Annotated in this window: 17 protein-coding genes and 1 tRNA gene; 16 read left to right on the top strand and 2 right to left on the bottom strand. The window is 49.6% G+C overall.

Translation table 11 applies throughout. The features are described 5' to 3' along the window. Positions 1-28 precede the first annotated feature (28 nt). The 8 genes from cdaA (at position 29) to NOG13_RS06055 (ending at position 6,578) form a co-directional block, all read left to right on the top strand. Positions 29-907, top strand: coding sequence for a diadenylate cyclase CdaA (gene cdaA, locus NOG13_RS06090; protein ID WP_283109688.1), 879 nt, complete (start codon positions 29-31; stop codon positions 905-907). Further along, entirely contained in the window at positions 904-2,214 is a 1,311-nt protein-coding gene (locus NOG13_RS06085; RefSeq protein ID WP_283109687.1) for a CdaR family protein, read from the top strand. Before cdaA ends, NOG13_RS06085 begins: the two co-directional genes overlap by 4 nt. A gap of 41 nt (positions 2,215-2,255) precedes the next feature. Beyond that, positions 2,256-2,708: a GatB/YqeY domain-containing protein gene (locus NOG13_RS06080; RefSeq protein WP_283109686.1), complete on the top strand. Its 453-nt coding sequence runs from the start codon at positions 2,256-2,258 to the stop codon at positions 2,706-2,708. Between the two features lie 141 nt (positions 2,709-2,849). Then, positions 2,850-3,296: a cell wall hydrolase gene (locus NOG13_RS06075; RefSeq protein WP_283109685.1), complete on the top strand. Its 447-nt coding sequence runs from the start codon at positions 2,850-2,852 to the stop codon at positions 3,294-3,296. A 13-nt stretch (positions 3,297-3,309) separates the two neighbouring features. Next, complete coding sequence (locus NOG13_RS06070; RefSeq protein WP_283109684.1) at positions 3,310-3,798, top strand: hypothetical protein; 489 nt, start codon at positions 3,310-3,312, stop codon at positions 3,796-3,798. 90 nt (positions 3,799-3,888) lie between these two features. Next, complete coding sequence (pgeF, locus tag NOG13_RS06065) at positions 3,889-4,734, top strand: peptidoglycan editing factor PgeF (protein ID WP_283109683.1); 846 nt, start codon at positions 3,889-3,891, stop codon at positions 4,732-4,734. Continuing rightward, complete coding sequence (locus NOG13_RS06060) at positions 4,731-5,621, top strand: radical SAM protein (RefSeq protein WP_283109682.1); 891 nt, start codon at positions 4,731-4,733, stop codon at positions 5,619-5,621. The genes pgeF and NOG13_RS06060 overlap by 4 nt, the downstream gene beginning before the upstream one ends. A 63-nt stretch (positions 5,622-5,684) precedes the next feature. Further along, positions 5,685-6,578: a polysaccharide deacetylase family protein gene (locus tag NOG13_RS06055; protein WP_283109681.1), complete on the top strand. Its 894-nt coding sequence runs from the start codon at positions 5,685-5,687 to the stop codon at positions 6,576-6,578. Here NOG13_RS06055 and NOG13_RS06050 read toward each other — a convergent pair. Next, positions 6,568-8,943: a cation-translocating P-type ATPase gene (locus tag NOG13_RS06050; RefSeq protein ID WP_283109680.1), complete on the bottom strand. Its 2,376-nt coding sequence runs from the start codon at positions 8,941-8,943 to the stop codon at positions 6,568-6,570. The two genes, NOG13_RS06055 and NOG13_RS06050, sit on opposite strands and share 11 nt — an antisense overlap. A gap of 371 nt (positions 8,944-9,314) precedes the next feature. Between NOG13_RS06050 and NOG13_RS06045 the strand changes: the two genes are divergently transcribed. The 3 genes from NOG13_RS06045 (at position 9,315) to NOG13_RS06035 (ending at position 13,500) form a co-directional block, all read left to right on the top strand. Further along, entirely contained in the window at positions 9,315-10,559 is a 1,245-nt protein-coding gene (locus tag NOG13_RS06045) for an O-antigen ligase family protein (RefSeq protein ID WP_283109679.1), read from the top strand. 116 nt (positions 10,560-10,675) lie between these two features. Next, complete coding sequence (gene mgtA, locus NOG13_RS06040) at positions 10,676-13,336, top strand: magnesium-translocating P-type ATPase (protein WP_283109678.1); 2,661 nt, start codon at positions 10,676-10,678, stop codon at positions 13,334-13,336. A gap of 88 nt (positions 13,337-13,424) precedes the next feature. Continuing rightward, a tRNA-Ala gene (locus NOG13_RS06035) sits at positions 13,425-13,500 on the top strand. A gap of 211 nt (positions 13,501-13,711) precedes the next feature. On the opposite strand, the gene NOG13_RS06030 is transcribed toward NOG13_RS06035, so the two are convergent. Then, positions 13,712-15,142, bottom strand: a complete 1,431-nt coding sequence (locus NOG13_RS06030) for an alpha-amylase family protein (RefSeq protein ID WP_283109677.1) — start codon at positions 15,140-15,142, stop codon at positions 13,712-13,714. Positions 15,143-15,804: 662 nt separating this feature from the next. Here NOG13_RS06030 and NOG13_RS06025 point away from each other — a divergent pair. From NOG13_RS06025 to NOG13_RS06005, 5 genes are all read left to right on the top strand, one after another. After that, positions 15,805-17,154, top strand: a complete 1,350-nt coding sequence (locus tag NOG13_RS06025) for a citrate transporter (protein WP_283109676.1) — start codon at positions 15,805-15,807, stop codon at positions 17,152-17,154. Positions 17,155-17,347: 193 nt separating this feature from the next. Continuing rightward, entirely contained in the window at positions 17,348-19,462 is a 2,115-nt protein-coding gene (locus tag NOG13_RS06020; protein WP_283111166.1) for a hydantoinase/oxoprolinase family protein, read from the top strand. A 19-nt stretch (positions 19,463-19,481) separates the two neighbouring features. Beyond that, entirely contained in the window at positions 19,482-20,177 is a 696-nt protein-coding gene (locus NOG13_RS06015) for a hypothetical protein (RefSeq protein ID WP_283109675.1), read from the top strand. A 255-nt stretch (positions 20,178-20,432) separates the two neighbouring features. Then, positions 20,433-21,503, top strand: a complete 1,071-nt coding sequence (gene uxuA / locus NOG13_RS06010) for a mannonate dehydratase (protein WP_283109674.1) — start codon at positions 20,433-20,435, stop codon at positions 21,501-21,503. Between the two features lie 41 nt (positions 21,504-21,544). Next, positions 21,545-23,155, top strand: a complete 1,611-nt coding sequence (locus tag NOG13_RS06005) for a mannitol dehydrogenase family protein (protein WP_283109673.1) — start codon at positions 21,545-21,547, stop codon at positions 23,153-23,155. Positions 23,156-23,203: the final 48 nt, after the last annotated feature.

Raw genomic sequence — 23,203 nt, 5'->3', positions numbered from 1 at the left:
TGTTATATGCGGAAGAAAGGAAAAAGGTATGGATGAAATCATTGCGGCGTGGCATCTCTTCCTCCAGATGCTCCGGCAGTTCAGTTGGAATGATGCACTGGATATCATACTCGTTTCCTTCATCATTTACAACGCAATCAAGCTTGTGCGTGAAACGCGCGCGGGGCAGCTGGTCAAGGGCATAATCATTCTTCTGGTAGTGTGGGGCCTTGCCACTCTGCTGAAACTGACCATGATGAGGACACTCATGGTGTATCTGTTTCAGTATGCACTGATTCTCGTGATGATTGTCTTTCAGCCGGAGATACGGCGCGCGCTTGAACAAATCGGGCGAAGCGAATTCGGCCGAAAATCTTGGCTGGGCGGCGGAACTTCCGAGGAAATTTACCGCAGGAACCGCCTCTGCATCAATGCGGTTGTGGAAGCCGCAGTCCAAATGTCCAAACAAAAGACAGGTGCCCTGATGGTGTTTGAAATGAAAACAAAGCTCGGTGACATCATCGACACGGGAACGATTATCAATGCCCTTCCGAGCGTGCCGCTCATCTGCAATATCTTTTTCAACAAGGCACCTCTGCACGACGGTGCCATGATTCTGCGCGACGGCATGGTCTATGCCGCTGGATGCATTCTTCCGCTGACAAAGAGCGACAGGGTTGCGATTGAACTCGGAACGCGGCACCGTGCCGCAATCGGCATGAGCGAAAATTCCGATGCGGTCATCGTTGTCGTTTCCGAGGAAACCGGCCAGATCTCTGTTGTTTCAAACGGAGTCATTACTAGAAATTACACACGGGAAACGCTTCAAAGTGAACTTGAATCTCGTTTGCTGGCGGAGAGCACCGAGGAAAAGGACGAGAAAAAGCAAAGTCGTTTTCCCTCATTCAGAAGGGGGAAAAAGCAATGAAAAAGGACAAGCAGCCGAAAATTAAGAAACGCTTTAAGTGGAATCGCCTGTTCTACAACAATCGCTTTGTTGCTGTGATTTCTGTGCTGTTGGCAATTGTTCTATGGTTCGTTGTGGCCTGCACCAACACAGAAGATCACCCGCGGGCGATTGTAGGTGTCCCGCTGAAGATTACGCTTTCCGATGCCGCGCAGAGCGAGGGATTGAAGGTTTTCCGCCCGACGAACACGACCGCCTCGGTTTATGTGAAGGGAAATGCTGCGGTCGTATTTCAACTACAGGCTTCCGACTTGGTTGCCTATGTTCCGTCTGCCTCAAGCATCACGACCCCCGGAAACTATTCGCTGCCGGTTGCCGTGCGGAATTCGGAAACGAACCTCGGGCGTACGGCGTATACGGTGGACCACACGGATCCGGAGGTTGTCAGCTTCATGGTGGACCGCTACCGGGAAAAGACATTCAACATTGAAAGCGATATTACCTACAAAGGCGGGCTGAAAACCGACCCCTCTTATTTTGTCGGTTCCCCTGTTCTGACTTCCGACACCGTCACCATTGCCGGTCCGGAAAAAGAAGTCAACCAGGTGAACCGTGTGGCGTATCAATATGAGGTGACAAACACGCCGACGGATTCCTTGCAGTTTACTGCGACGCTTGTGCTGTTTGATGCGAACGGCAATAAACTGGACAAAGGAAACATGACAGTTACCCCCGAAAAGGTAGACGTCACGATTCCCGTTTTGCCGCGCAAGACCATGACGGTTACCGCGACCTTTGCAAATAAACCGTCCGGTCTGACACTCAGTGCCGACCAGATTAGTATTCAGCCCAGCACCATCGACGTCGCAGCGCCGAAAACCGTGCTTGACAATATGATGGGCACAATATCGCTTGACCCAATTGATTTTTCCTTAATCAGCCCGACACACAATTCGTTTGACGCAAACATTACGCTGCCCTCATCCTGCAAGAATCTCAGCAGTTCGCCGACCGCTCATGTTACGTTGGATCTTAGCAACATGGCAACGAAGCAGCTTGTGGCGTCTGTTTTCAACGTGAAGAATGTGGGCACCGACCGGAACGCCACCGTGCGCACGACGGGGCTTTCCGTCACCGCCGTAGGACCGCCGGAGGAACTCGCAAAACTGACCGATACCAGCGTCATCGGCAGTGTTGACCTTTCGGATAAGCAGAATTTCACCGGTCAGACGGAAGCACCGGTTACGTTTACAATCAGCAATTCCACCAAGTGCTGGATTTACGGAAACTACAAGGTTTCCGTAACCATTGCCAGCAAGAACTCATAATTATTCACGAAAACTTTCGATTGAAATATGGAGGCTTAGGTATGTCGAAAATCTATGAAGTACGTGCGGAAATGGTAAAGGCTATGAAGAGCGGCGACAAACAGCGGAAAGACGTTCTTTCACTGCTTCTCTCTCAGCTGAAGGCAAAACAGATCGATAAGCAGGCAGACCTGACGGAAGCCGAGGAAAACGAAGTCGTTCGCAAAGAAATCAAGCAAGTGAAGGAAACCTTGGAAACCACACCGAAAGACCGCGAAGATATTCTGAGCAAGAGCAGGTTTGCGCTTTCCGTTCTTGAGGAATTTGCCCCGAAAGAAATGAGCGAAGAGGAAATCCGCAAGACGATTCAGAGCGTTCTCGCTTCACTCGGCATTACGGCACCTACCCCGAAAGATCGCGGGCGCATCATGAAGGAACTCATGCCGCAGGTCAAGGGCCGTGCCGACGGTGCAGTCGTCAGCCGCATTGTCGGGGAGATTTGTTCGGGCAAATAAAATTAACAGAATCACAAAGAAAGCAGGCTTTACAGCCTGCTTTTTTCATTTTCAGGATTCTTTTTCGAGTGCAGGACTTCCTTCTGCTGCATATAGTAATGTCAGCAGAACTTTCAAATTCGATAAAGGAACGGGAATCTTATGCCATACACGACTCGCGAACTTTTGGCGCGGCTGCTGATGTGCGAAGCAGACGGCGAGGGCTACACCGGAATGCAGGCCGTCGCTTCGGTTATTGTAAACCGCACCAATGTGCCTTACGGCGAGTTTTTCCGCGTCAGCAAAGGCGGAGATATGCGTGCCATCATCACCCAGGCCGGTCAGTTCACCTGCATGAAAGAAGTTGTGGGAGGGGCCTATAATCCACAAAACATATACAACATGGTCCCCAATGATACTCATTATGAGATTGCAGACTGGGCCATGGCCAACGGTACGCTGAACGCTGTTGCGAACTCGCTGTTTTATTTCAATCCTTTCAAACCGTCTTGTATTCAGTATTTTCCGCCAAACCAAACAGGTCAGTTCCTGACACGAATCGGTCAGCACTGCTTCTATATTCCAACTGAAAAATACGCGAAAACCTAGGAGGATTCATAAGATGAATATGCAGACTTCAGATTTCCGAGCGACTTACACAACAAGTCACTCCAGCGGACTTCCGCAGGGGCTTACTCAACAGCCTACACCGCTTATCAATAATTTAGACATCGGTGGAATGAACCAAGGAACATCCGGGATGATGAACCAGGGCACATCCGGGATGATGAATCAGGGAACATCCGGAATGCAACAGATGCAGGGGATGCAGGGCGGCCCCAGTCTTCCCGGGTCGGGTATGCCGATGGCAGACCAGGAGGAAGGCGTGGGAATGGCAGCAGACAGCGTGCAGTTCCTGAACGGTTTTCTCCGCACTCAAATTGGCAACCGCGTGAAAGTGGAGTTTTTGGTGGGAGCAAACACCTACCTTGAAAAATCGGGAAAACTTCTCGCTGTTGGCGCAAACTTCATCATTCTTCAGGAGGCCATGACAGACGACCTTCTGGTGTGCGATTTCTTCAACATCAAGTTCGTAACGATCTACCGCTGACTTCTGCGGGGTGCATCTTCGGCCTCCCGCATGGACTTTGGAAGCGGTCTGTGATACAATCAAGGCAATCTGTTTTCGGGAGGCCGTTCGATGCAATTCGATGCAAAAAATATGGAGCTTCATAACAGCGGCGGGGTGCAATACCTTACATTCCCGTCGTTTTCCACATATTCCTTCGTGCGACATGCGTTTTCCACACGTGCCGGCGGAGTCAGTCAAAATGAGTTTTCTTCCATGAACCTCGGGTTCGGAAGAGGAGACAGCGATGAAAATGTTCTGGAAAACTACCGCCGTTTCTGCAACGCAGTCGGTTTCAATTTCAATTCGCTTGTTTCGTCCGCACAGGATCATCATACAAACATTCGCCGCGTGGGGAAAGAGCATTGCGGCATCGGAATTTGGAAGCCGAAGGATATGCAGAGCGTAGACGGGCTGATTACCAATGAGCCGGGTGTTACGCTTGTCACCCATTATGCAGACTGCGTTCCGATTTTCCTCTTGGACCCGGTAAAGCACGCCGTTGGGCTTGCCCATGCGGGGTGGCGCGGAACGGTGGCACGGATTGCCTCTGCGGCCGTAGAGGCAATGACGCGCGAGTTCGGCAGCCGCCCGCAGGATATGCTGGCGGGGATTGGCCCCTCCATCGGGCCGTGCTGCTTTGAGGTGGATGCTCCTGTTCGCGATGCGTTTGCGCAGCTGACGGATTTAAACCCGCAGGAATTGATTCACGACGACGGAAACGGGAAGTTTCACATTGATCTTTGGGAGACAAACCGCCGTATCCTGATGCGTGCGGGGCTGAAGGCTTCTTCCATTACGGTGGCGGAAATCTGCACGAAGTGCAATTCCAACCTGCTGTTCTCGCACCGCGCGACCGGCGGAAAACGGGGCGGCCTTGCTGCCTTCCTTGCACTGACCGAGGAGGCGGAAGCATGATTCAAGAAGCCTGCACGCTTTGCCCGCGCCGCTGCGGAGCCCGCCGTACAGCGGAGAGCGGCAGCGGAAGGTGCGGAATGGGTACAGACCCCGTAATTGCGCGCGCGGCGCTGCATTTCTGGGAGGAACCTTGCATCAGCGGAACACGCGGTTCCGGCGCCGTCTTTTTCACCGGGTGCCCGCTTGGGTGCGTCTTTTGCCAGAACTATTCCATCAGCACAGTCAAAGAAGTGGGAAAACGGGTTACGCCGAAAGAGCTTTCCGAAATCTTTCAGAAGCTGGAGGAACAGGGCGCACATAATATCAATCTCGTAACACCGACGCATTTTGTCCCAGCCATCCTAGAAGCGCTTTCGATTCGCAAACCGTCTGTGCCAGTGGTTTACAACTGCGGCGGATACGAAACACTGGAGACCCTCCGCATGCTGGAAGGCTATGTGGATATTTACCTTCCGGATTTTAAGTACATACAACCGGAGTTGGCGGCGTCGCTTTCCGGTGCGCCGGATTACCCCGAAACGGCGAAGGCGGCGATTCTCGAAATGGTGCGCCAGACCGGGCCTGCGGTCTATGACGAGGCAGGCATGATGCAGCGGGGAACCGTGGTGCGGCACCTCATTCTGCCGGGGCATACCAAAAATTCGATTGCGGTTTTGGACTGGCTTGCCGCGAACCTGCCGGACGGGGTGCCCGTCAGCGTGATGGCGCAGTATGTTCCGTGCGGCAAAGCCGCCGATTTTCCTCCCTTAGGGCGCAGAATCACCGCGAGGGAATATGAGAAGGTGCAGAACCGTCTGTTTGAGCTGGGTCTTGACGGTTATATTCAGGAGCGTGAATCCGCAAGCAAATCGTTTATTCCGCCGTTTGACCTAAGAGGTGTTACCTGAAATTTCAGCTAGGCATGAGAATACCCGCCTGACCATATCTTTAGATGGGAGGCGGGTATTGTTATGTTTGTTTCGTTTCGCATCAGCCGTACCGTTCTGGCAGTCTGCACTGCCGTCGCCGTTTTAATCTGTACTGGGGTTGCTTTTGCCGTGAATGCTTCCGCCGTAGATGCTTCCGCTGCCCCCACAGATGTTCCCGCTGGCAGCATCAAGCTTCCGGTCCTTATGTACCACAGTATGCTGAAGGAGCAAAAACGTCTCGGCAAATATGTCATTTCACCCGATGAGTTTGAAGGAGATTTGCACTATTTGAAAGAAAACGGATACCAGACTGTCAACGTACAGGACTTGATTCAATATGTCAAAATAGGCACCCCGCTCCCTGCAAAGCCGATTATGCTGACTTTCGATGACGGGTACTATAACAATTATACTTATGCTTACCCGCTGGCAAAAAAATACGGCGCAAAGATTATCATTGCGCCGGTTGGTTCTTATACGGATCAATTTTCAAAGAAAGATTCCGGTCACCCCAGCTATTCCTACCTGACTTGGGACCAGATTACGGAGATGATGTCTTCCGGCCTTGTGGAGTTCCAGAACCACAGCTACAACCTCCACACCACCAAGGGACGCCTCGGAGCGCAGAAGTGCTGGGGGGAAGATTTTCAGGCCTACAAAGATATCCTGCAGAATGATGTGGGAAAGATGCAGACGGAGCTGGAGTTAAACACCGGGTTCCGGCCGACTGCATTTGTCTACCCGTTCGGAGCTGTAAGTGACTGCTCCGATTCGATTCTGCGGGAAATGGGCTTTCAGGCGACATTTACATGCTTGGAGAAAATGAACTACATTACGAGAGACCCAGACTGCCTTTTTTCCTTAGGGTGTTTTCTGAGGCCGTCCGGCATCTCCAGCGAGGCTTACTTCCGAAAAATCGGGCTTGTCAGTAATTGATTTTCCGAAAGATGATGCGATTGAACAGGTGTATCAGTGCCGGCATCAGGAAAAGTGCCAGTGTTATCATCATGACCAGCACGAGTATCATCGGGAACGTGATTGGGGTTATCTCAAAGAACGTGGGGAATAGCGCCAGGGCAAGCACGAAAATGGTGCACATCGAACTAAACAGGACTATGTGCATGATGTTGAACGGATAGCATACGCGGAACAGAATCATCAGTTCAATAAAACCTGCCAGTAGAACTGCAAGCGTGGAGAGCTCCTCGTCGGAGAAATGGAACAGCAAAGACATGGCGGACAGCGTTAAGATGCAGAAAGTAAGCGTCAAAGCTCCGGGCAGTGAGTTGCGCATGACATTGTGGCTGAATTTCCCGTGCAGGCGGTCTCGGTTCGGCTCGAGGCCGAGGAAAAACGACGGAATGCCAATGGCGACAGCATTGATGAGCGTGAATTGAATCGGCTGGAACGGGAAGTTGCAGGCAAAGAAAATGAAGATGACGGAGGTCAGCGCCGAGAAAATCGCTTTTACCAGGAACAGTGTAGCGGAGCGCTGCAGGTTGTTGATGCAGCGGCGGCCCTCATTCACAATGCGCGGCATGCTGGCAAAATCGGAATCGAGCAGGACTACGTTTGAAACCGTGCGTGCGGCGTCGCTGCCGGATGCCATCGCGATGCTGCAATCGCTTTCCTTGAGCGCCGGAACATCGTTGACGCCGTCGCCCGTCATGGCTACCGTGTGCTTTTTCGCCTTCAGTGCTTTCACAAGCTCGAGCTTCTGCTTCGGCGTGACGCGGCCAAACACGGTGTAGCGTTCCGCAGCCTCCCTGAGTTCCGCTTGGGTTTTCAATTTGGAAGCATCCACGAAGTTTTGCGCATTTTTCAGGCCTGCCCGCTGCGCAATGCGTGAAACCGTGGTGGGATTGTCGCCTGAAATGACCTTGATGTCCACACCCTGACTGTTGAAGTATTCCAGAGTCCGTTTTGCGTTTTTGCGGATTTTATCGCTCAAGATGACGAGCGCGAGGGGCAGCGCCGCGGCTTCATTTAAGCCGTTTTCGTCCAGATAATCGGTTTTGGCGAGCAGAAGCACGCGCTGGCCGAGGTTTTCATATTTCTCCGCTTCCGCGCGGATCTCTTCAAACCGGTTTGGCAGAATGAATTCGCCTGCACCCAGAACATAGCAGCCTTGGTTTTTGAAAGCAGTGCCGCTCCATTTCCGCGCGGAGGAAAAAGCAACCTTTTTGCCGCAGACCCACGAGGGCGCTTTGGGGTAGGCATTCTGGATAGCACGCATCGTCGGTGTTCCGTCATTCTGAGCCGCGGCAAAAGCGGCAAGAATCTGTTCTGCTTCCTCTGCGGTGCAGTTCCCGAGCGGGACAACTTTGTCAACCTGTAAGCTTCCTTCGGTTATGGTGCCGGTTTTGTCAAGGCAGAGCGTGTCAACACGGGCCAGAGTTTCAATGGCGCAAAGTTCCTGCACGAGTGCTTTGTGGCTGGAAAGACGAATCACACCAACAGCAAGGACAACGCTCGTCAGCAGGACAAGCCCTTCCGGAATCATTCCAATCAGCGCGGCAACCGTGCTGACAATGCCGTCGGCATATCCTTCGTTGGAAACAAAAACTTGCTTGTAGAACAGCGCGGTGCCGATTGGAATAATCGCAAACCCAATCCATTTAATAATTCGGTTTGTCCACGCCATAATCTCGGAATTCGGCTTCTTTATGTATTTGGCACTTTGTGTAATTTTGGAAGCATAGTTATCTTTGCCGAGATGTTCCACTTTGGCCCGGCAGGTGCCACTGACAAGGAAAGCGCCGCTCAGGAGCATGTCGCCTACGTCCTTTGAAACCGGGTCGGATTCGCCGGTCAGCAGGGATTCGTCTACTTCGCAATGCCCGTCGAGGATAATGCAGTCAGCGGGAATCTGCATGCCGGAAGAAAGTTCAATGACGTCGTCGAGCACAAGTTCAGAGACAACTACTTCGCTTTTCATTCCCGAGCGAATGACATGGGCCTTTGGAGATGTAATCAGCGAAAGATTGTCAATTGTTTTTTTGGCACGGATTTCCTGAATAATTCCAATTAATGTATTGGAGATGATGACGCCCATGAAAAGGAGATTTTTCCATGATCCGACCGATATAATGAGTGCAGCGAGAATAAAGTTTAGGATATTGAAGAATGTAACGGTGTTGTCGCGGACGATTTGACCGATTGATTTCGTTCGGATTTCATCTTTTCCGTTTACAAGTCCCTGCCGTATGCGCTGCGAAACCTGTAATTCAGTCAGTCCGCACGAATAGTCAGGCTTAAATCGCTCACAATAGGAGGGTAAAGGTTTAGTCGCTTCATTCATCTTTCAAACAGCTCCGATTCCAATTTCTTGCAGAGCGAAATTTCTCTGATCCGCATTTTCCTCAGGATATCTTAAAGTATATACGAAAATCGCAGCAAATAAAGATTTATGCCCTGTTAATTAAAAATATGTTCATGATTTTCGTTATTTTGCACAATGTTAAGAGACGCGTTCTGCCACTTTGAGCATTAATTCCTCTTGCTTCGCAGTCCTTAATTGATTATAATTGACAACTGGGCTGAGAAGCCATTGTTCATTTATTGTTTACAATCATGTACTTGCATTTACGATGTGTTTCAGTTACAATACAATAAATCTAAAATTGTAAAAATTTGTATGAATTTTCGTTCGGAACAAGAATACACAAAGGGGTGGTTTTTATCGTAAAGGCACTGCGTTCCTGCTATGCACTTTTTGCAGGAAAAAAAGAGATTTCTCAGGCCGATATTGACCGCGCTGCTGTGTTTCTGTTCACCGTATCGCTTTTCCTTCCGTTCTATTTCAGCCTTGTCACAGTTTCGTGCATTGCTTTCATGACGATGGTGAAATACCGTATTCGCACGAAAGCGTTTCAAGCCCCGTTCACGAAACTGATTTTTACTTTTTTGGTTGGGTCGTTTTTTGTAGCCGCTTCCTACAACAATTACAGAGGTATGGCATATTCCATTTTGATTTATGCCATCGTTGTGTGTGGCCTCTATTTCAGAAGTGTGATGACCCGCGAACTTTACTATATGGCGCTGGACACAGCCTGTGCTGCAAGCGTCTTTTGTGTGGTTGTAGCTCTTATCCAGAAATTTTTGGTTTATTCTTCGTTTTCTGATTACCGTCCGGTTTCCACTTTTGTCAATGCCAATTACTTTGGCATGATGATTGAATTTATTGTTGTAATCGCACTTTACCGTATCTTTACGAATCCGAAAAAAACGATGCAGTACGCCATTGTCATCGCTCTCAATCTTGCCGGCCTTTACTTGGCGGGAAGTTTTTCTTCTGCCTTAGGTATGGTTTGTGCTGTTTTTGTGTGGCTTGTCTATAAACGTCAATCCAAAATTTCTAAGGTAGCTTTTCTTGTGATCCTTGCCGCGGGAATTGCTTTCTTGGTGTTTCCGCAGCTCCTGCCAAGGTCCGCCGCGGAAATTCAGCGTACAATTGATCATCGCATGTCGATCTGGCATGCTGCGTGGCGCGCATTTAAAGCGACTCCTATTTTTGGGCGCGGGGCAACTGCATACCATATTATTTGGGAACAGTACGGGGGATACCAGACGTATCACTGCCACAGCCTTGTACTCGACACACTTTTGAATTTTGGCATTGTGGGTGCGGCCGCCATTTGCGTCTACATTGGGTCATATATCCGCATCCTTGTGCAGCGGTATCGCCATCATATTTGCCGTGACTTGGATATTCTGGCGGCTGCGATTTTTGTTTCGGTTTTGGTACACGGCCTTACGGATGTTACGATTTTTTGGATTCAGACCGGAGCATTTTTCTTCCTTATCGTTTCTTGCCTTGGCATTGATTCCGCTTACCAGAACCAACAGGAGTATCTTGCTCATTTGTTTCCAACACTCGAGGACCGCACCGCGCAAGCAGTTTACCTGAAAAATTGACGGGCGGCTAATCCCCGCAGAATGATGCAGGAAAGTCCCCCACCGAACATGGAAGAGGCGGGGGATTTTTATTTTTCAAATTTTTACCGTAAAAAACGGAGAAAAGAGGGAGGAACGTGAAAAGAAAAACGAATCAAGCAAACACAGCAATGGCAGAAGCAAAAGAAATCGCCAAATCCTTGGCTGAGTACTCCGCAATGGAAAAGTACATTCTGCTGTCTAAGCTCAAGACACGCGAAAAAGGCCTGGACTTTGTAGACGTTGAGATGCTTTCTCGCCAATACCCAAGCAACGAGATTACACATGAAAAACCGAAACCATGGTATGTGCAGTTGGCGCAAGCATTCATCAATCCGTTTACCCTAATATTACTCGTTATTGCTGCGATTTCCTTCCTTACTTCTTACGTGCTAGCTCCGGTCGGGGAGAAGAACCTTTCCGCAGTCATTGTAATTGTGGTTCTGGTGCTGATTAGCGGCGCCATGCGTTTTTTTCAGGAGTTCCGCTCCGGAAAGGAAGCAGAGGGCCTACGCTCTCTCGTTAAGACGACGGCAACCGTAATCCGCCGCGAGAACGGCATGGAAGAAATCAATATCGCGGACCTCCTTCCGGGCGACATTGTGGTTCTCTCCGCAGGCGACATGATTCCGGCAGACGTGCGCATTTTGCGGGCAAAGGACCTTTTCGTCAGCCAGTCCGCTCTGACTGGCGAATCGGAAATGGTGGAAAAATTCGCCGAAGCGGACCCAGACGCCCATAATACCAATCTGTTTGACCTGCGCAACATCTGCTTCATGGGTACGAACGTGGTGAGCGGTTCCGCGACCGCGGTTGTTTTGGCGACAGGCGACCGAACCTATTTTGGCAACATGGCAAAGGCCCTTTCCAGCCAGCGCGAGCCGACAAGCTTCGATAAAGGGGTCAACTCCGTCAGCTGGCTGCTGATTCGCTTCATGTGCATTATGGTGCCGATTGTTTTTGTGCTTAACGGTGTTACAAAGCACGATTGGCTTCAGGCGCTGCTGTATGCAATCTCCATCGCCATCGGCCTCACGCCGGAAATGCTGCCGATGATTGTCACCACCAATCTGGCAAAAGGCGCCGTGAGCATGGCGCGCCAGAAAACCGTCGTCAAGCACCTCAATTCGATTCAGAATTTCGGCGCTATGGATGTGCTGTGTACGGATAAAACGGGAACGCTCACGCGGGATGAAATCGTGATTGAGCGCCATTTGAATGTGAAGGGCGAAGAAGATGTCACAGTCCTTCAATATGCCTACCTGAACAGCTATTTCCAGACTGGTCTAAAGAACCTCATCGACCTTGCCGTCATCGACAAGGCTTCGGAAAAAAGCATTACCTACCTCAACAACGAATATCAGAAAGTGGACGAAATCCCGTTTGACTTTACGCGCCGCCGCATGAGCGTTGTGCTAAAAGACAGGCAGGGAAAGACACGCCTCATCACAAAGGGCGCTGTGGAAGAAATCCTGCAGATTTGCACAACCTGCCGGTACGGAGAAGAAATCGTACCGTTGACCGGTCAAATGCGGGAAAAAGTCAAGGGCATGGCGTCCGAACTCAATTCGCAGGGAATGCGCGTAATTGCCGTGGCTTACAAGGACAGCCCGTCCGTGGAAGGCGTGTTCGGTGTGAGCGATGAAAGCAATATGACGCTCATCGGTTACCTCGGCTTACTCGACCCGCCGAAAGAGACAGCAGCGACGGCTATCGAGGCTCTGAAGCGCTACGGCGTTCAGGTGAAGGTGCTGACCGGCGACAATGAGCTTGTCACAAAGAAGATTTGCGGCGATGTCGGCTTGCCGGCCGATACCATCCTTCTTGGGCCGGAAGTGGAACAGCTCAGTGATGAAGAACTTTCGGCACGCGCCGAAAAAACGACCATTTTTGCCAAGCTGTCGCCTCTGCAGAAGGCAAGGGTCGTGGAAGCCTTGCAGAAGAACGGCCACACAGTCGGGTTCATGGGTGACGGCATCAACGATGCCCATGCTTTGAGCAAAGCGGACGTCGGCATTTCCGTGGACACAGCGGTCGATATTGCAAAGGAAAACGCCGATATTATCCTTCTCGAAAAAGACCTGACGGTTTTGGAACACGGCGTTGTGGAAGGCCGGAAAATCTTCGGAAATATTATCAAGTACATCAAGATGACCGTCAGCTCGAATTTCGGCAATATGCTTTCGGTGCTTGCGGCGAGCGCGTTCTTGCCGTTCCTTCCGATGATGCCGGTACAGATTTTGCTGCTCGATTTACTCTATAATATCTCGCAGATTTCCATTCCGTGGGACAATATGGACGACGAGTACCTGCGCATTCCGAGAAAGTGGGATGCTTCGGGAATCGGCAAATTCATGCTCTGCATCGGTCCGGTAAGCTCCTTGTTCGATATTGCAACCTTCCTGCTTATGTGGTTTGTTTTTGGATGCAACACGGCTTCGGACCCTGCGCTTGTGGCACTGTTCAATTCGGGCTGGTTCATCGAGAGCCTGCTTTCCCAGACGCTGATTATTCACCTCATCCGCACTCCGAAGATTCCATTTGTTCAGAGCCGTGCTGCTGCTCCTGTGGTAGCCCTCACAACAGCCGTTATGGCAACGGGCATTATTTTACCGTTTACCGGTTTGGGTGCTTCTGTGGGCTTCTGTGGCCTTCCGGCCGTATATTTCGGCTGGTTGGCAGCGATAATCCTGTCGTACGTTTTGGTCGCGCAAATCGTCAAGACAATCTACATCAAGATCAACCATTCTTGGCTTTGAGCCGAGATTTTTAGCTTGCATTTGTCCCTGCAACGTGCTATAATAGCAAACGTCGCGGGGACAAAACCCCTTTCTTTTTATAAAATTCGGGCCTGTAGCTCAGCTGGGAGAGCGTTCGGTTCGCATCCGAGAGGTCGAGAGTTCGAATCTCTTCAGGTCCACCATACATGAGGAAATCTGTAAAAGGATTTCCTCTTTTTTGTTTTCATTCGTAAGAATCTGCCCTTGACGTTATCGGCTAGTCATAAATTAGCAGCAACAAAGGCTCAATCTCATCGGTTAGTCCATAGAATCGCAGCAGCCACATGGCAGGGAGTTCCAATCTACGTAGAAGGCCATCACCCGGGAAAGTGATGGCCTTCTACTTTTGTCTGATTACTGATCCGATGAGGTGGAGCCCTTTTTCTCTGCGTCAACCTTGTAGAATACGGCAATACCGGTAGATCCGATTTTTCCTGAGATGGTATCCTCTGTTACTGTGAATACATTTCCGGAAATCTCATCAATATAGGTTCCGGGTGTTGTAAGGTGGTTCTTTACCGATACGGATTGGTTTGCATCACTGCCTAATACAAGAACAGCTCCGCTCTTTCTTGAAACATAGGCTGTGTTGTATGTACTGTCTGTATCATAGAAATCATCTTCTCCATTACATGCGTTATGGAAATGGTTAACGGCTGCAACCTCCGGGCTTGTGAAGTGTGTGCTTCCTTGCTCACCTACCAGGATAGAATCCTTATCGGTCTGGCTGGGGCGTGAGAAGTAAAGCGCTGTTGCACCGTTTCGGCTCGCAATGATTGCGTATGCACGGTCGATTATATTCTGATCAACATTTTTTGTCCATCCGCCTTCGTTTGTATGATTTGAATACGTGTCATGGCTTTCTGCCCAATATACAATCTTGTTTGCTGGAACGCTCGAATGAACGGTCCAGTTTCCTTTTTTCAATGAAACTTTGCCGTTTGTGAATGCGTTAAGAATTGTGCTTGAGTAGGAGGAATCTGTAACGGACATATACTTTGCATACTCCTCAATAAGCGAAGCAGCTTGCGATGCATTGTTATCTACAGGGCTTCCTAGAATCTCTCCGTAGTTGAACATATCGGAATCGATAACCGTGCTCCAAAATGAGCTCCCCTCGGAAGGAAGCGAGATGTGCTTAGCGGCATCCCATCGGATTCCGTCAACGCCATCGGATTTTAATTTCTGAATGTATGAGGCTACCTTGTTCTGCACATAAGAATCCTCGGTGTTTAAGTCCGGCATACCGATATCACCGTGTGTAATTTCATATCGGTTTGAGTAATCGCTTAAGCTGCCATAGTTATGCCAGTATTTTGATGGCATAAGTGTTGAATCAATACCGCTATGGTCACCTGCTAAATGGTTTGCGACCACGTCCACGATAACTTTAATTCCGTACTTGTCTGCGGCGGCACAAAGCTCTTTTAAATCCTCCTCTGAACCAAGTCCCGAATCGTTGATGTAGAAACCGTTTGGCTGATAAAGAAAATACCAAGCGCTGTTTCCTTTGTATGATGCTTGAGCCGGTGATGTTTGAACGGAAGAAAATCCTGCTTTCGCGATTTCAGGAAGGGCTTCCTTAATCTGCTTGAACGTCCAGTCAAAGCAATGAAGAATGACGCCGTCTTGAATATTATCTTCTAATCCGTAGTAAACGGTCGCTTCCGCTGTCTCTGATGTTTTTTTGCCTGCTGAACAACCGGAAAAGCAAAAGCCGCTTAATCCGATTGCAGCAGATAAAACAATCAAGAACAGCATTTTCTTTAGTTTTTTTGCTTTCATCTTTTTTACTCCTCCGAAAAATTGATTTTGAAAAAGATTGCCATGATTAGCCATCAATGTATCGAAAATTCTGGTTAAATATTACGATGTTTACTCACAAAAATCAACATATTTTCGAAATTAAGTAAAAGCGAGATAAAAGACATCGGTACCCCACGCGCGCGGCTGCATGCAGCCTGATTTTGTACCTGCTCCAGCAAAGATGAGATTCTATTTTAAGGTTTGGATGCAATAGCAATTTACCCGAATTGAGGATAATCCGAGACATAATTTGATTTAAACTAGCAATAAATTCATTTGACAAAATGGAACTGACATGTTAGAATACGACTAACATGTCAGATTGGGCCCGATAGTAAAATCAAAGATGATGCCCCGTACAACAGCGAATATTTCCAATGTATCCGGTGCAACCTACTTGCCAGTTGGGTTAAAAAGCGGCTAGCATCACCTGACATGAAACCAGGAGGTGCTATGCCGATTTATCAGCGAAAAGAATCCAATGGCTCCAAATTTTTTCAGTAGGTATTATTTATCCAGAGTATTGGAAACATTCGTAGACAAAAGATTCATTGCACAAAAATTAGCTCATTTGACAATGACACAGCTAACATTTTAGTTAGTTTGGGGGACCGGCAAACAATTTTTTGGAGGGAAATTCTATGGTTAATGTTGTCATTGGCATCATCATGTTACTGTCCTTTTTCGGTATGATCTATTACTGCGTCAAGGGCTACAATCTAATGGTTGGCTTTTTCGTCATTTCTGTCTTCTGGGTCATTCTGGCGTTAATCGGCAATGCTATTTCGCCGAGTGAAGCTATGAAAGACCAAAGTGTGATTAATGTGCTGACAAATGTATTCCAGACTGGGCCGGAAAACTACGGCAAATCCATTCTGGTCAACGTCTTCTTCGGCGCATTCTTCGGCAGAGTCCTGATGGACACCGGCATTGCTTCGACGCTAATCCGTAAGGTAACAGAGCTTGGCGGCGATAAACCGCACATCACCATGTCGCTGCTCTGCATCGTTACCACCGTTATCTTCACTTCCATGACCGGCATCGGCCCTGTCATCTCCATTGCGGTTATTGTTCTTCCCATCATGTTGTCCCTCGGCATTGCGGCGCCAATCGCCCTCTTTGCTTTCATGGGCTCCATCATGGCGGGCATTTTCTCCAACATCGTCAATTTCAAGCAATATCAGGCCATGTTTGCAACGGTCAAAGAAGAATATGCAAGCTATAGCTTCAATACGTATTTCAACTTCTCCATCATTGCTTCCATCGTCGCACTGGTTGTCGTTCTGATTGTTGCGAACGTCTGCCTTGGAAAGAGCAAGACTTCACGTGCATGGGCAGCAGCCGCTCCGGGAAGCGCCTGCACGGACAACGCGCCGGCTATTTCTTGGATCTCTGTCATTCTTCCGGTTCTGCTCGTTGTTCTTTTCAACTGCCCGATTATCCTTGCCTTTATCGTTTCCGCTTTGTATGCTCTGCTGACCTGCGGTAAGCTCAAGGGCGGATTCGTCGAAATCTGCCGCATGCTGGCAAAGCAGTTCGCCGACGGTGCAGTTGACGTTGCCCCGATGGTAGGCTTCCTGCTTACCCTGTCAATGTTTAACAACGCTGCAAACTATGCGGCACCTTACTTTAAGACTTTGTTCGGCGGAGTGATTCCAACCTCGGCTCTTCTGCTCTGTGTTGTGTTTGCAATTCTGACTCCGCTTGGCTTCTTCCGCGGGCCTATGAATCTGGTAGGCTGCGGCACCGCAATTTTGGCTGTTGTCGCTGCAACCGCCAACTGGCCTATCATGTTCCTGTATCCGCTGTTTGCAGTTACAACCGTTGCACCGCAGCACCTCGATATCACTCAGTCTTGGGTTGCTTGGGGCTTCGGTTATACCAAGGTAAACCCGAAAGATTATATGAAAATGTCGATTCCGACCGGTTGGATTATCGGCGCAATTCTCTGTGCTACTGTTTACTTCATGTATGGCGGCTTAGTCCACTAATTCGCCAGTACCGGGAACAGTAGCTCCCGTACTTAGTCAACAGCGAATAGGGTGGCCTTTTATCCAACATTGAAAACCGGCAACTGGTCAAATCCTATTCGCTGCTTTCTTCGTTTTCGCAAAAGGACTTATCGCAGTAGATACTGCTTTCATCAGAAAAGAGGGTCAATTTAACGTGAGCAGACGTGTTCGGATGGGTATCGATGTAGGCGGTACCTATACTAAAGCAGTAGCAATCGATGACGCAACGCATGAAGTCATCGGTAAGGCTGAAGTGAAGACAACACATGACGATCCGCGAGGCGTGGCGGCAGGTGTTGTACGTTCCTTTCAGAACTGCATGAAATTGAATAATATTAAGCCTGAAGAAGTCATATTCGTTGCGCACAGCACCACGCAGGCGACGAATGCACTGATTGAGGGCGATGTCGCGACCGTAGGCGTCGTGGGAATATCCAAGGGAGGTCTCGAAGGTTTTCTGGCGAAGAGGCAATCGAAACTCGACGATATCGACCTTGGAAACGGAAAGAAAATTAAGATTATCAACGAATTCGTAAAGACCAAAAATCTTACGAAGGAAGTTGCAAACAAAATCGTTGACGATTTGAAGAGCAAGGGCGCACAGGTTATTGTTTCTTCCATGGCATTCGGAGTGGATGACAACGGCCCCGAGAAGCTCATTTATGAAGCCGCGGCGGAAAAGGGAATCCCGACCACCATGGCTTCCGATATTACAAAACTCTATGGACTTACCAGACGTACGAGAACCGCGGCCATCAACGCAAGCATTCTCCCAAAAATGATGGACACCGCCAACAGCACGGAGATGTCCATTCGTGAAGTCGGCGTAAATGTTCCGCTGATGATTATGCGCGGCGACGGCGGCGTTATGGAAATTAACGAAATGAAAAAACGTCCGGTACTTACCATGCTTTCCGGACCTGCCGCGTCCGTCATGGGTGCTCTTTTGTATCTGCGCGCATCGAACGGCATTTATTTTGAAGTCGGCGGCACGACCACGAACATCGGTGTCATCAAAAACGGTCGCCCTGCCATTGACTACGCCGTTGTTGGCGGTCACCCAACTTTTGTCAGCTCGCTCGATGTCCGCGTGCTCGGTGACGCAGGCGGCTCGATGATTCGCGCGAATAAAAACGGCGTCATCGACGTAGGCCCCCGCTCCGCACATATCGCAGGTATGGAGTACTCGGTTTTCACCGATCCGGAAAAAATCGAGGGCGGCAAGGTGGAGTTCTTCTCGCCGAAGCCCGGAGATCCGGACGATTACGTCGCGATTCGCCTTACAAACGGCGAGCGAATCACCATCACGAATACCTGCGCGGCCAATGCGCTGGGCATAACCAAACCGGGTGATTTCTCCTACGGCAACGTGGAATCCGCCAGAAAGGCAATTAAGATTTTGGCGGATTATTGCGGCACGACCGTTGACGATATCGCCACACAGATTATGGACAAGGCAATTGATAAGATTAAACCTGTTTTTGAGAGCCTTGTAGAGAAGTATAAGCTGGAAAAGGAGCAGATGTCGCTGGTAGGCGTCGGCGGCGGTGCAGCCGTTCTGATTATCTACTTTGCAAAGAAGATGGGCATCCGCTACAGCATCCCCGAAAACTCGGAAGTAATTTCCTCCATCGGTGTTGCGCTTTCCATGGTGCGAGATGTCGTCGAGCGTATCATTCCGTCGCCGACCAAAGAGGACATCCGTTGCATCAAAGCGGAGGCTTTCAATAAGGCCATCGAGAGCGGCGCTTCACCGGAAACCGTAGAAATTCACATCGAAATTGACCAGAACACCTCAAAGGTCACGGCAATCGCCACCGGTTCCACGGAAGTCAAGACCACCGACTTGCTTAAAGAATGTGATGAAGAAGAAGCTCGTCAGCTCGCTGCGGAAGACATGCAGATTTCCAAGGATGAAACAACGCTGCTCGAAAAGACAGATTACTTCTATGTGTTCGGAGGCAAGGCGCAAAAGCCAGGCCAAAGCATGCCAATCCGTATTCTGGACAAGAAAGGATTTATCCGCGTGCAGCGTGGCAGCGCCCGCGCAGAAAAGGTCAAGGCGTCTGATTATCTCTCCGTTGTGGAAAAGTTCTGGGAGGAAATGGCCGATTATCAGTCGGAACTGATTGCCCGTCCGGATTTCTATCTCTGCATCGGGGCAAGGGTAATGGATTTCAGTGCAATTGACCTGGAACAGCTGGAACTTTTGATGGATATTGAGGTATCCGATTTGGATCCGGATAGCGAGATTATCGTTGTTGGGGCCAATATGACGGTAATGTAACGGAAAGGCAGAAAGTCGGATGAGCGTTTCGGCGGAGAAGATCGCCTCCTTAATTGACATGACAGAGGCTTTGCGCACGGTTGATGATGAAACATGGGGCTTCTATGCGTTTTCAGCCGATTTCCTCAACAATCGTATTCCGGATGAAAAGAAACACGAGATGATTCGGAAGTCGATTGCGTGCGGGGAAAACTGCGCCGACCGCGTCATGAAAGAAGCGGGAGATTCTTCGCCGAGCACGATTGTCCGGCAGCTCGGCCTTGAAGTCATAGAAAACGATTTCCCCATGACCGGAAATCGAAAAGTTTTTGCTCAATTTACCCCACCAAAACAAATTGAGATTTTCAAAGACCCCCTGAAAAGATATGAGAGTCTTCTTGCAAGGGCAAGCGAGCAGCAGGCATCGCTGCTGATTCCCTTGCAGGAGATTTACAATTTGGTGCTTGGCCACGAAATCTACCATTATATCGAAGAATGTAACGCCGACACAATTTATTCACGCGCCGAGAAATATACGCTTTGGCGCTTTTTTGGCTTTCATTATAACACCACGGTAAACGCGCTTGGGGAAATAGCCGGCATGGCTTTTTCCAGAAAGCTCAATCATGTTGCCTATTCTCCTTTTTTGCTTGATGTTCTACTGTTTTTCGACTATGATGAGGAGCAGGCATCGGCAATTTTTCAGAAAATCATGCACATGAAAGAACATATCTGAGAATAATGTGATACGTCAGTTCCGGAGCGGAACTTACATAATTGCGAAGAAGCACACGCTTTTGCAAATTATGTTTCAATCCTAGAAACAACAACCGATGAGCACGACAATTTTTCGTTCGGAAGGTTCATGCGGAAATTGACGTCACGGCTGTGGAAGATCCGGAAGCAAGCGTATCTCGGCAAAGAAGAAAAATCGGACGTTAAAGGCTTTGTATAAAGTCTGAAGTCCTCAAAATAAAGGAGAAATGTTACTATGCAAATGACAATGAGATGGTTTGGAAGCAAGTATGACACGGTTACGCTTTCACAGATTAAGCAGACCCGCTACGCGACCGGTGTGATTTCCACGCTGTACGACAAGATGCCCGGCGAAGTCTGGAGTCTGGACGAAATCCTGAAGCTGAAAAAAGAGGTTGAGGACGCAGGTTTGACGCTGTCCGGCATTGAAAGCGTCAATGTGAGCGACGCAATCAAGAGCGGCTCCGCAGACCGCGACAAAGACATTGAAGCATATATCGAAACCCTGGAGAACCTTGGTAAAGCCGGTATTCACATGGTTTGCTACAACTTCATGCCGGTGTTCGACTGGACGAGAACGGAACTTGCCAGAAAGCGCGAAGACGGTTCTACCGTGATGGCCTACAATCAGGCGGCAATTGACAAAATCAATCCGTCCGAAATGTTCAACTCCATTTCAGGCGATATGAACGGTGCCATCATGCCCGGATGGGAGCCGGAGCGCATGGCAAAAATCAAAGAACTGTTCACACTCTATCGCGATGTCGATGAAGAAGCGCTGTTCCAGAATCTGAAATACTTCTTGGAAGCCATCATGCCCGTCTGCGATAAATATGACATCAACATGGCAATTCATCCGGATGACCCGGCATGGAGCGTTTTCGGCCTGGCGCGCATCATCACCAATAAGGAAAATATCCTTCGCGTGATGAAGATGGTAGATAATCCGCACAACGGCATCACCCTCTGCACCGGTTCGCTCGGCTCCAACACCAAGAATGACCTTCCGGACATTATCCGTTCTTTGAAAGGGCGCATCCATTTTGCCCATGTCCGCAACCTCCGCTTTAACGATGCGGAGCGTGATTACGAGGAAGCCGCCCACCTCTCAGAAGACGGCGATCTTGACTTGTATGAAATCATGAAGGCCCTTTACGACATCGGGTTTGACGGAATTATTCGTCCTGACCACGGCAGAATGATTTGGGGCGAAGTCGCGATGCCGGGCTACGGCCTCTACGACCGTGCGCTGGGCGCTGCATACCTCTGCGGACTTTGGGAATCTATTGTAAAAGAAAATCGCTGATTGATTTATCAGATGGTTTCTGAGAAAGGATGGTCATAAGCATGAAATTGACAAAAGCGTCATTGCAGGACAAATCCGCGTGGGAATCAGCGAATGTTGTTCTTCCGAAATTCGATATAGACACCATGTGCCGTGAAACCGAACAAAATCCGATTTGGGTGCATTTCGGTTCCGGTAATATCTTCCGCGGCTTTATTGCGCGCTTGCAGCAGCAGCTTCTGAACGAAGGCTTATCCAAAAGCGGAATCATCGCCGCGGATACTTTCGATGCAGAGATTATCAATAAAATCTATAAACCGCATGACAATCTGAGCCTGTATGTCAGCTTGGAACCGGACGGAAACTCAGAGATGGAAATTGTGGCGAGCGTTGCAAAGGCGGTCGACGCAACAGGGGCTGACCCGAAGGACATGGCGTACCTTACCTCTGTTTTTGAAAACCCGTCGCTGCAGCTTGTCAGCTTTACCATTACGGAAAAAGGCTACGCTCTGGCCAATTTGCAGGGGGAATATTTCCCGATTGTAAAGAAAGACATTGCGAACGGCCCGGAGCATGCTACCCATGCGATGAGCATTGTTGCGAAACTTCTGTTCGCAAGATACAAAGCCGGCGCCGCTCCGATTGCCGTTGTCAGCATGGACAACTGCAGCCATAACGGCGAAAAGCTCCGCTCCTCGGTGCTTGCCATCGCGGAGGCGTGGGCCGAGAACGGATTTGTCGATTCCGGCTTTATCCGCTACCTCAAAGACGAGTCCAAGGTGACATTCCCTTGGAGCATGATTGATAAAATCACGCCGCGCCCGTCGGAGACGATTGAGAAACGCCTCACCGAAGCGGGAATCGAAGAAATGGCGCCGATTATAACCGAGAAAAAGACGTTCATCGCGCCGTTTGTCAACGCGGAAGTGCCGCAGTACCTTGTCATTGAAGACCGCTTCCCGAACGGAAGACCGCCGCTTGAAAAGGCCGGTGTGTTCTTCACCGACCGCGAGACGGTGAACAATTCGGAGCGCATGAAAGTGACAACCTGCCTGAACCCGCTGCACACGGCGCTTGCGGTGTTCGGCTGCCTGCTTGGCTACAAGAGCATTTCGGCGGAGATGAAAGACGAAGACCTGAAAAATCTGGTTCTTCACATCGGCTACGACGAAGGAATGCCGGTCTGCGTCAACCCGGGCATCATCAATCCTGCGGATTTCATCCGTGAGGTGATTGAACAGCGCCTGCCGAACCCCTTCCTTCCCGATACTCCGCAGCGCATCGCGACCGACACCAGTCAAAAGATTCCGATTCGCTTCGGTGAAACGATTAAATCCTATATCGCCCGTGATGACCTGAATGTAGACAGCCTTACCTATATTCCGCTTGCAATTGCCGGATGGCTGCGCTACCTCTTGGGCGTAGACGATTGCGGTGAGTCGATGGAAGTAAGCAGTGACCCGATGCTCGCCGAGCTTAAGTCTAAGCTTGCCGGAATCGAAGTCGGAAAACCGGAGTCCTACAAAGGGCAGCTGCAAGCAATCCTGTCCAATGAGGTTCTCTTTGCAACAGATCTCACCAAAACCGGACTGAACAGCAAAATCGAAACGATGTTTGTTGAGATGCTGAAAGGCCCCGGCGCGGTAAGAGCTGCGTTGAAAAAATACCTATAACAAAATTGATGATGCCACACGGCTGCCGTGTGGCATCATCAAAAAAAT

Source organism: Thermocaproicibacter melissae, from assembly GCF_024498295.1.
Classification (GTDB): Bacteria; Bacillota; Clostridia; order Oscillospirales; family Acutalibacteraceae; genus Thermocaproicibacter; species Thermocaproicibacter melissae.
The sequence above is the reverse complement of the archived record's forward strand: the minus strand, read 5'-3'. Positions and strand labels throughout refer to the sequence as shown.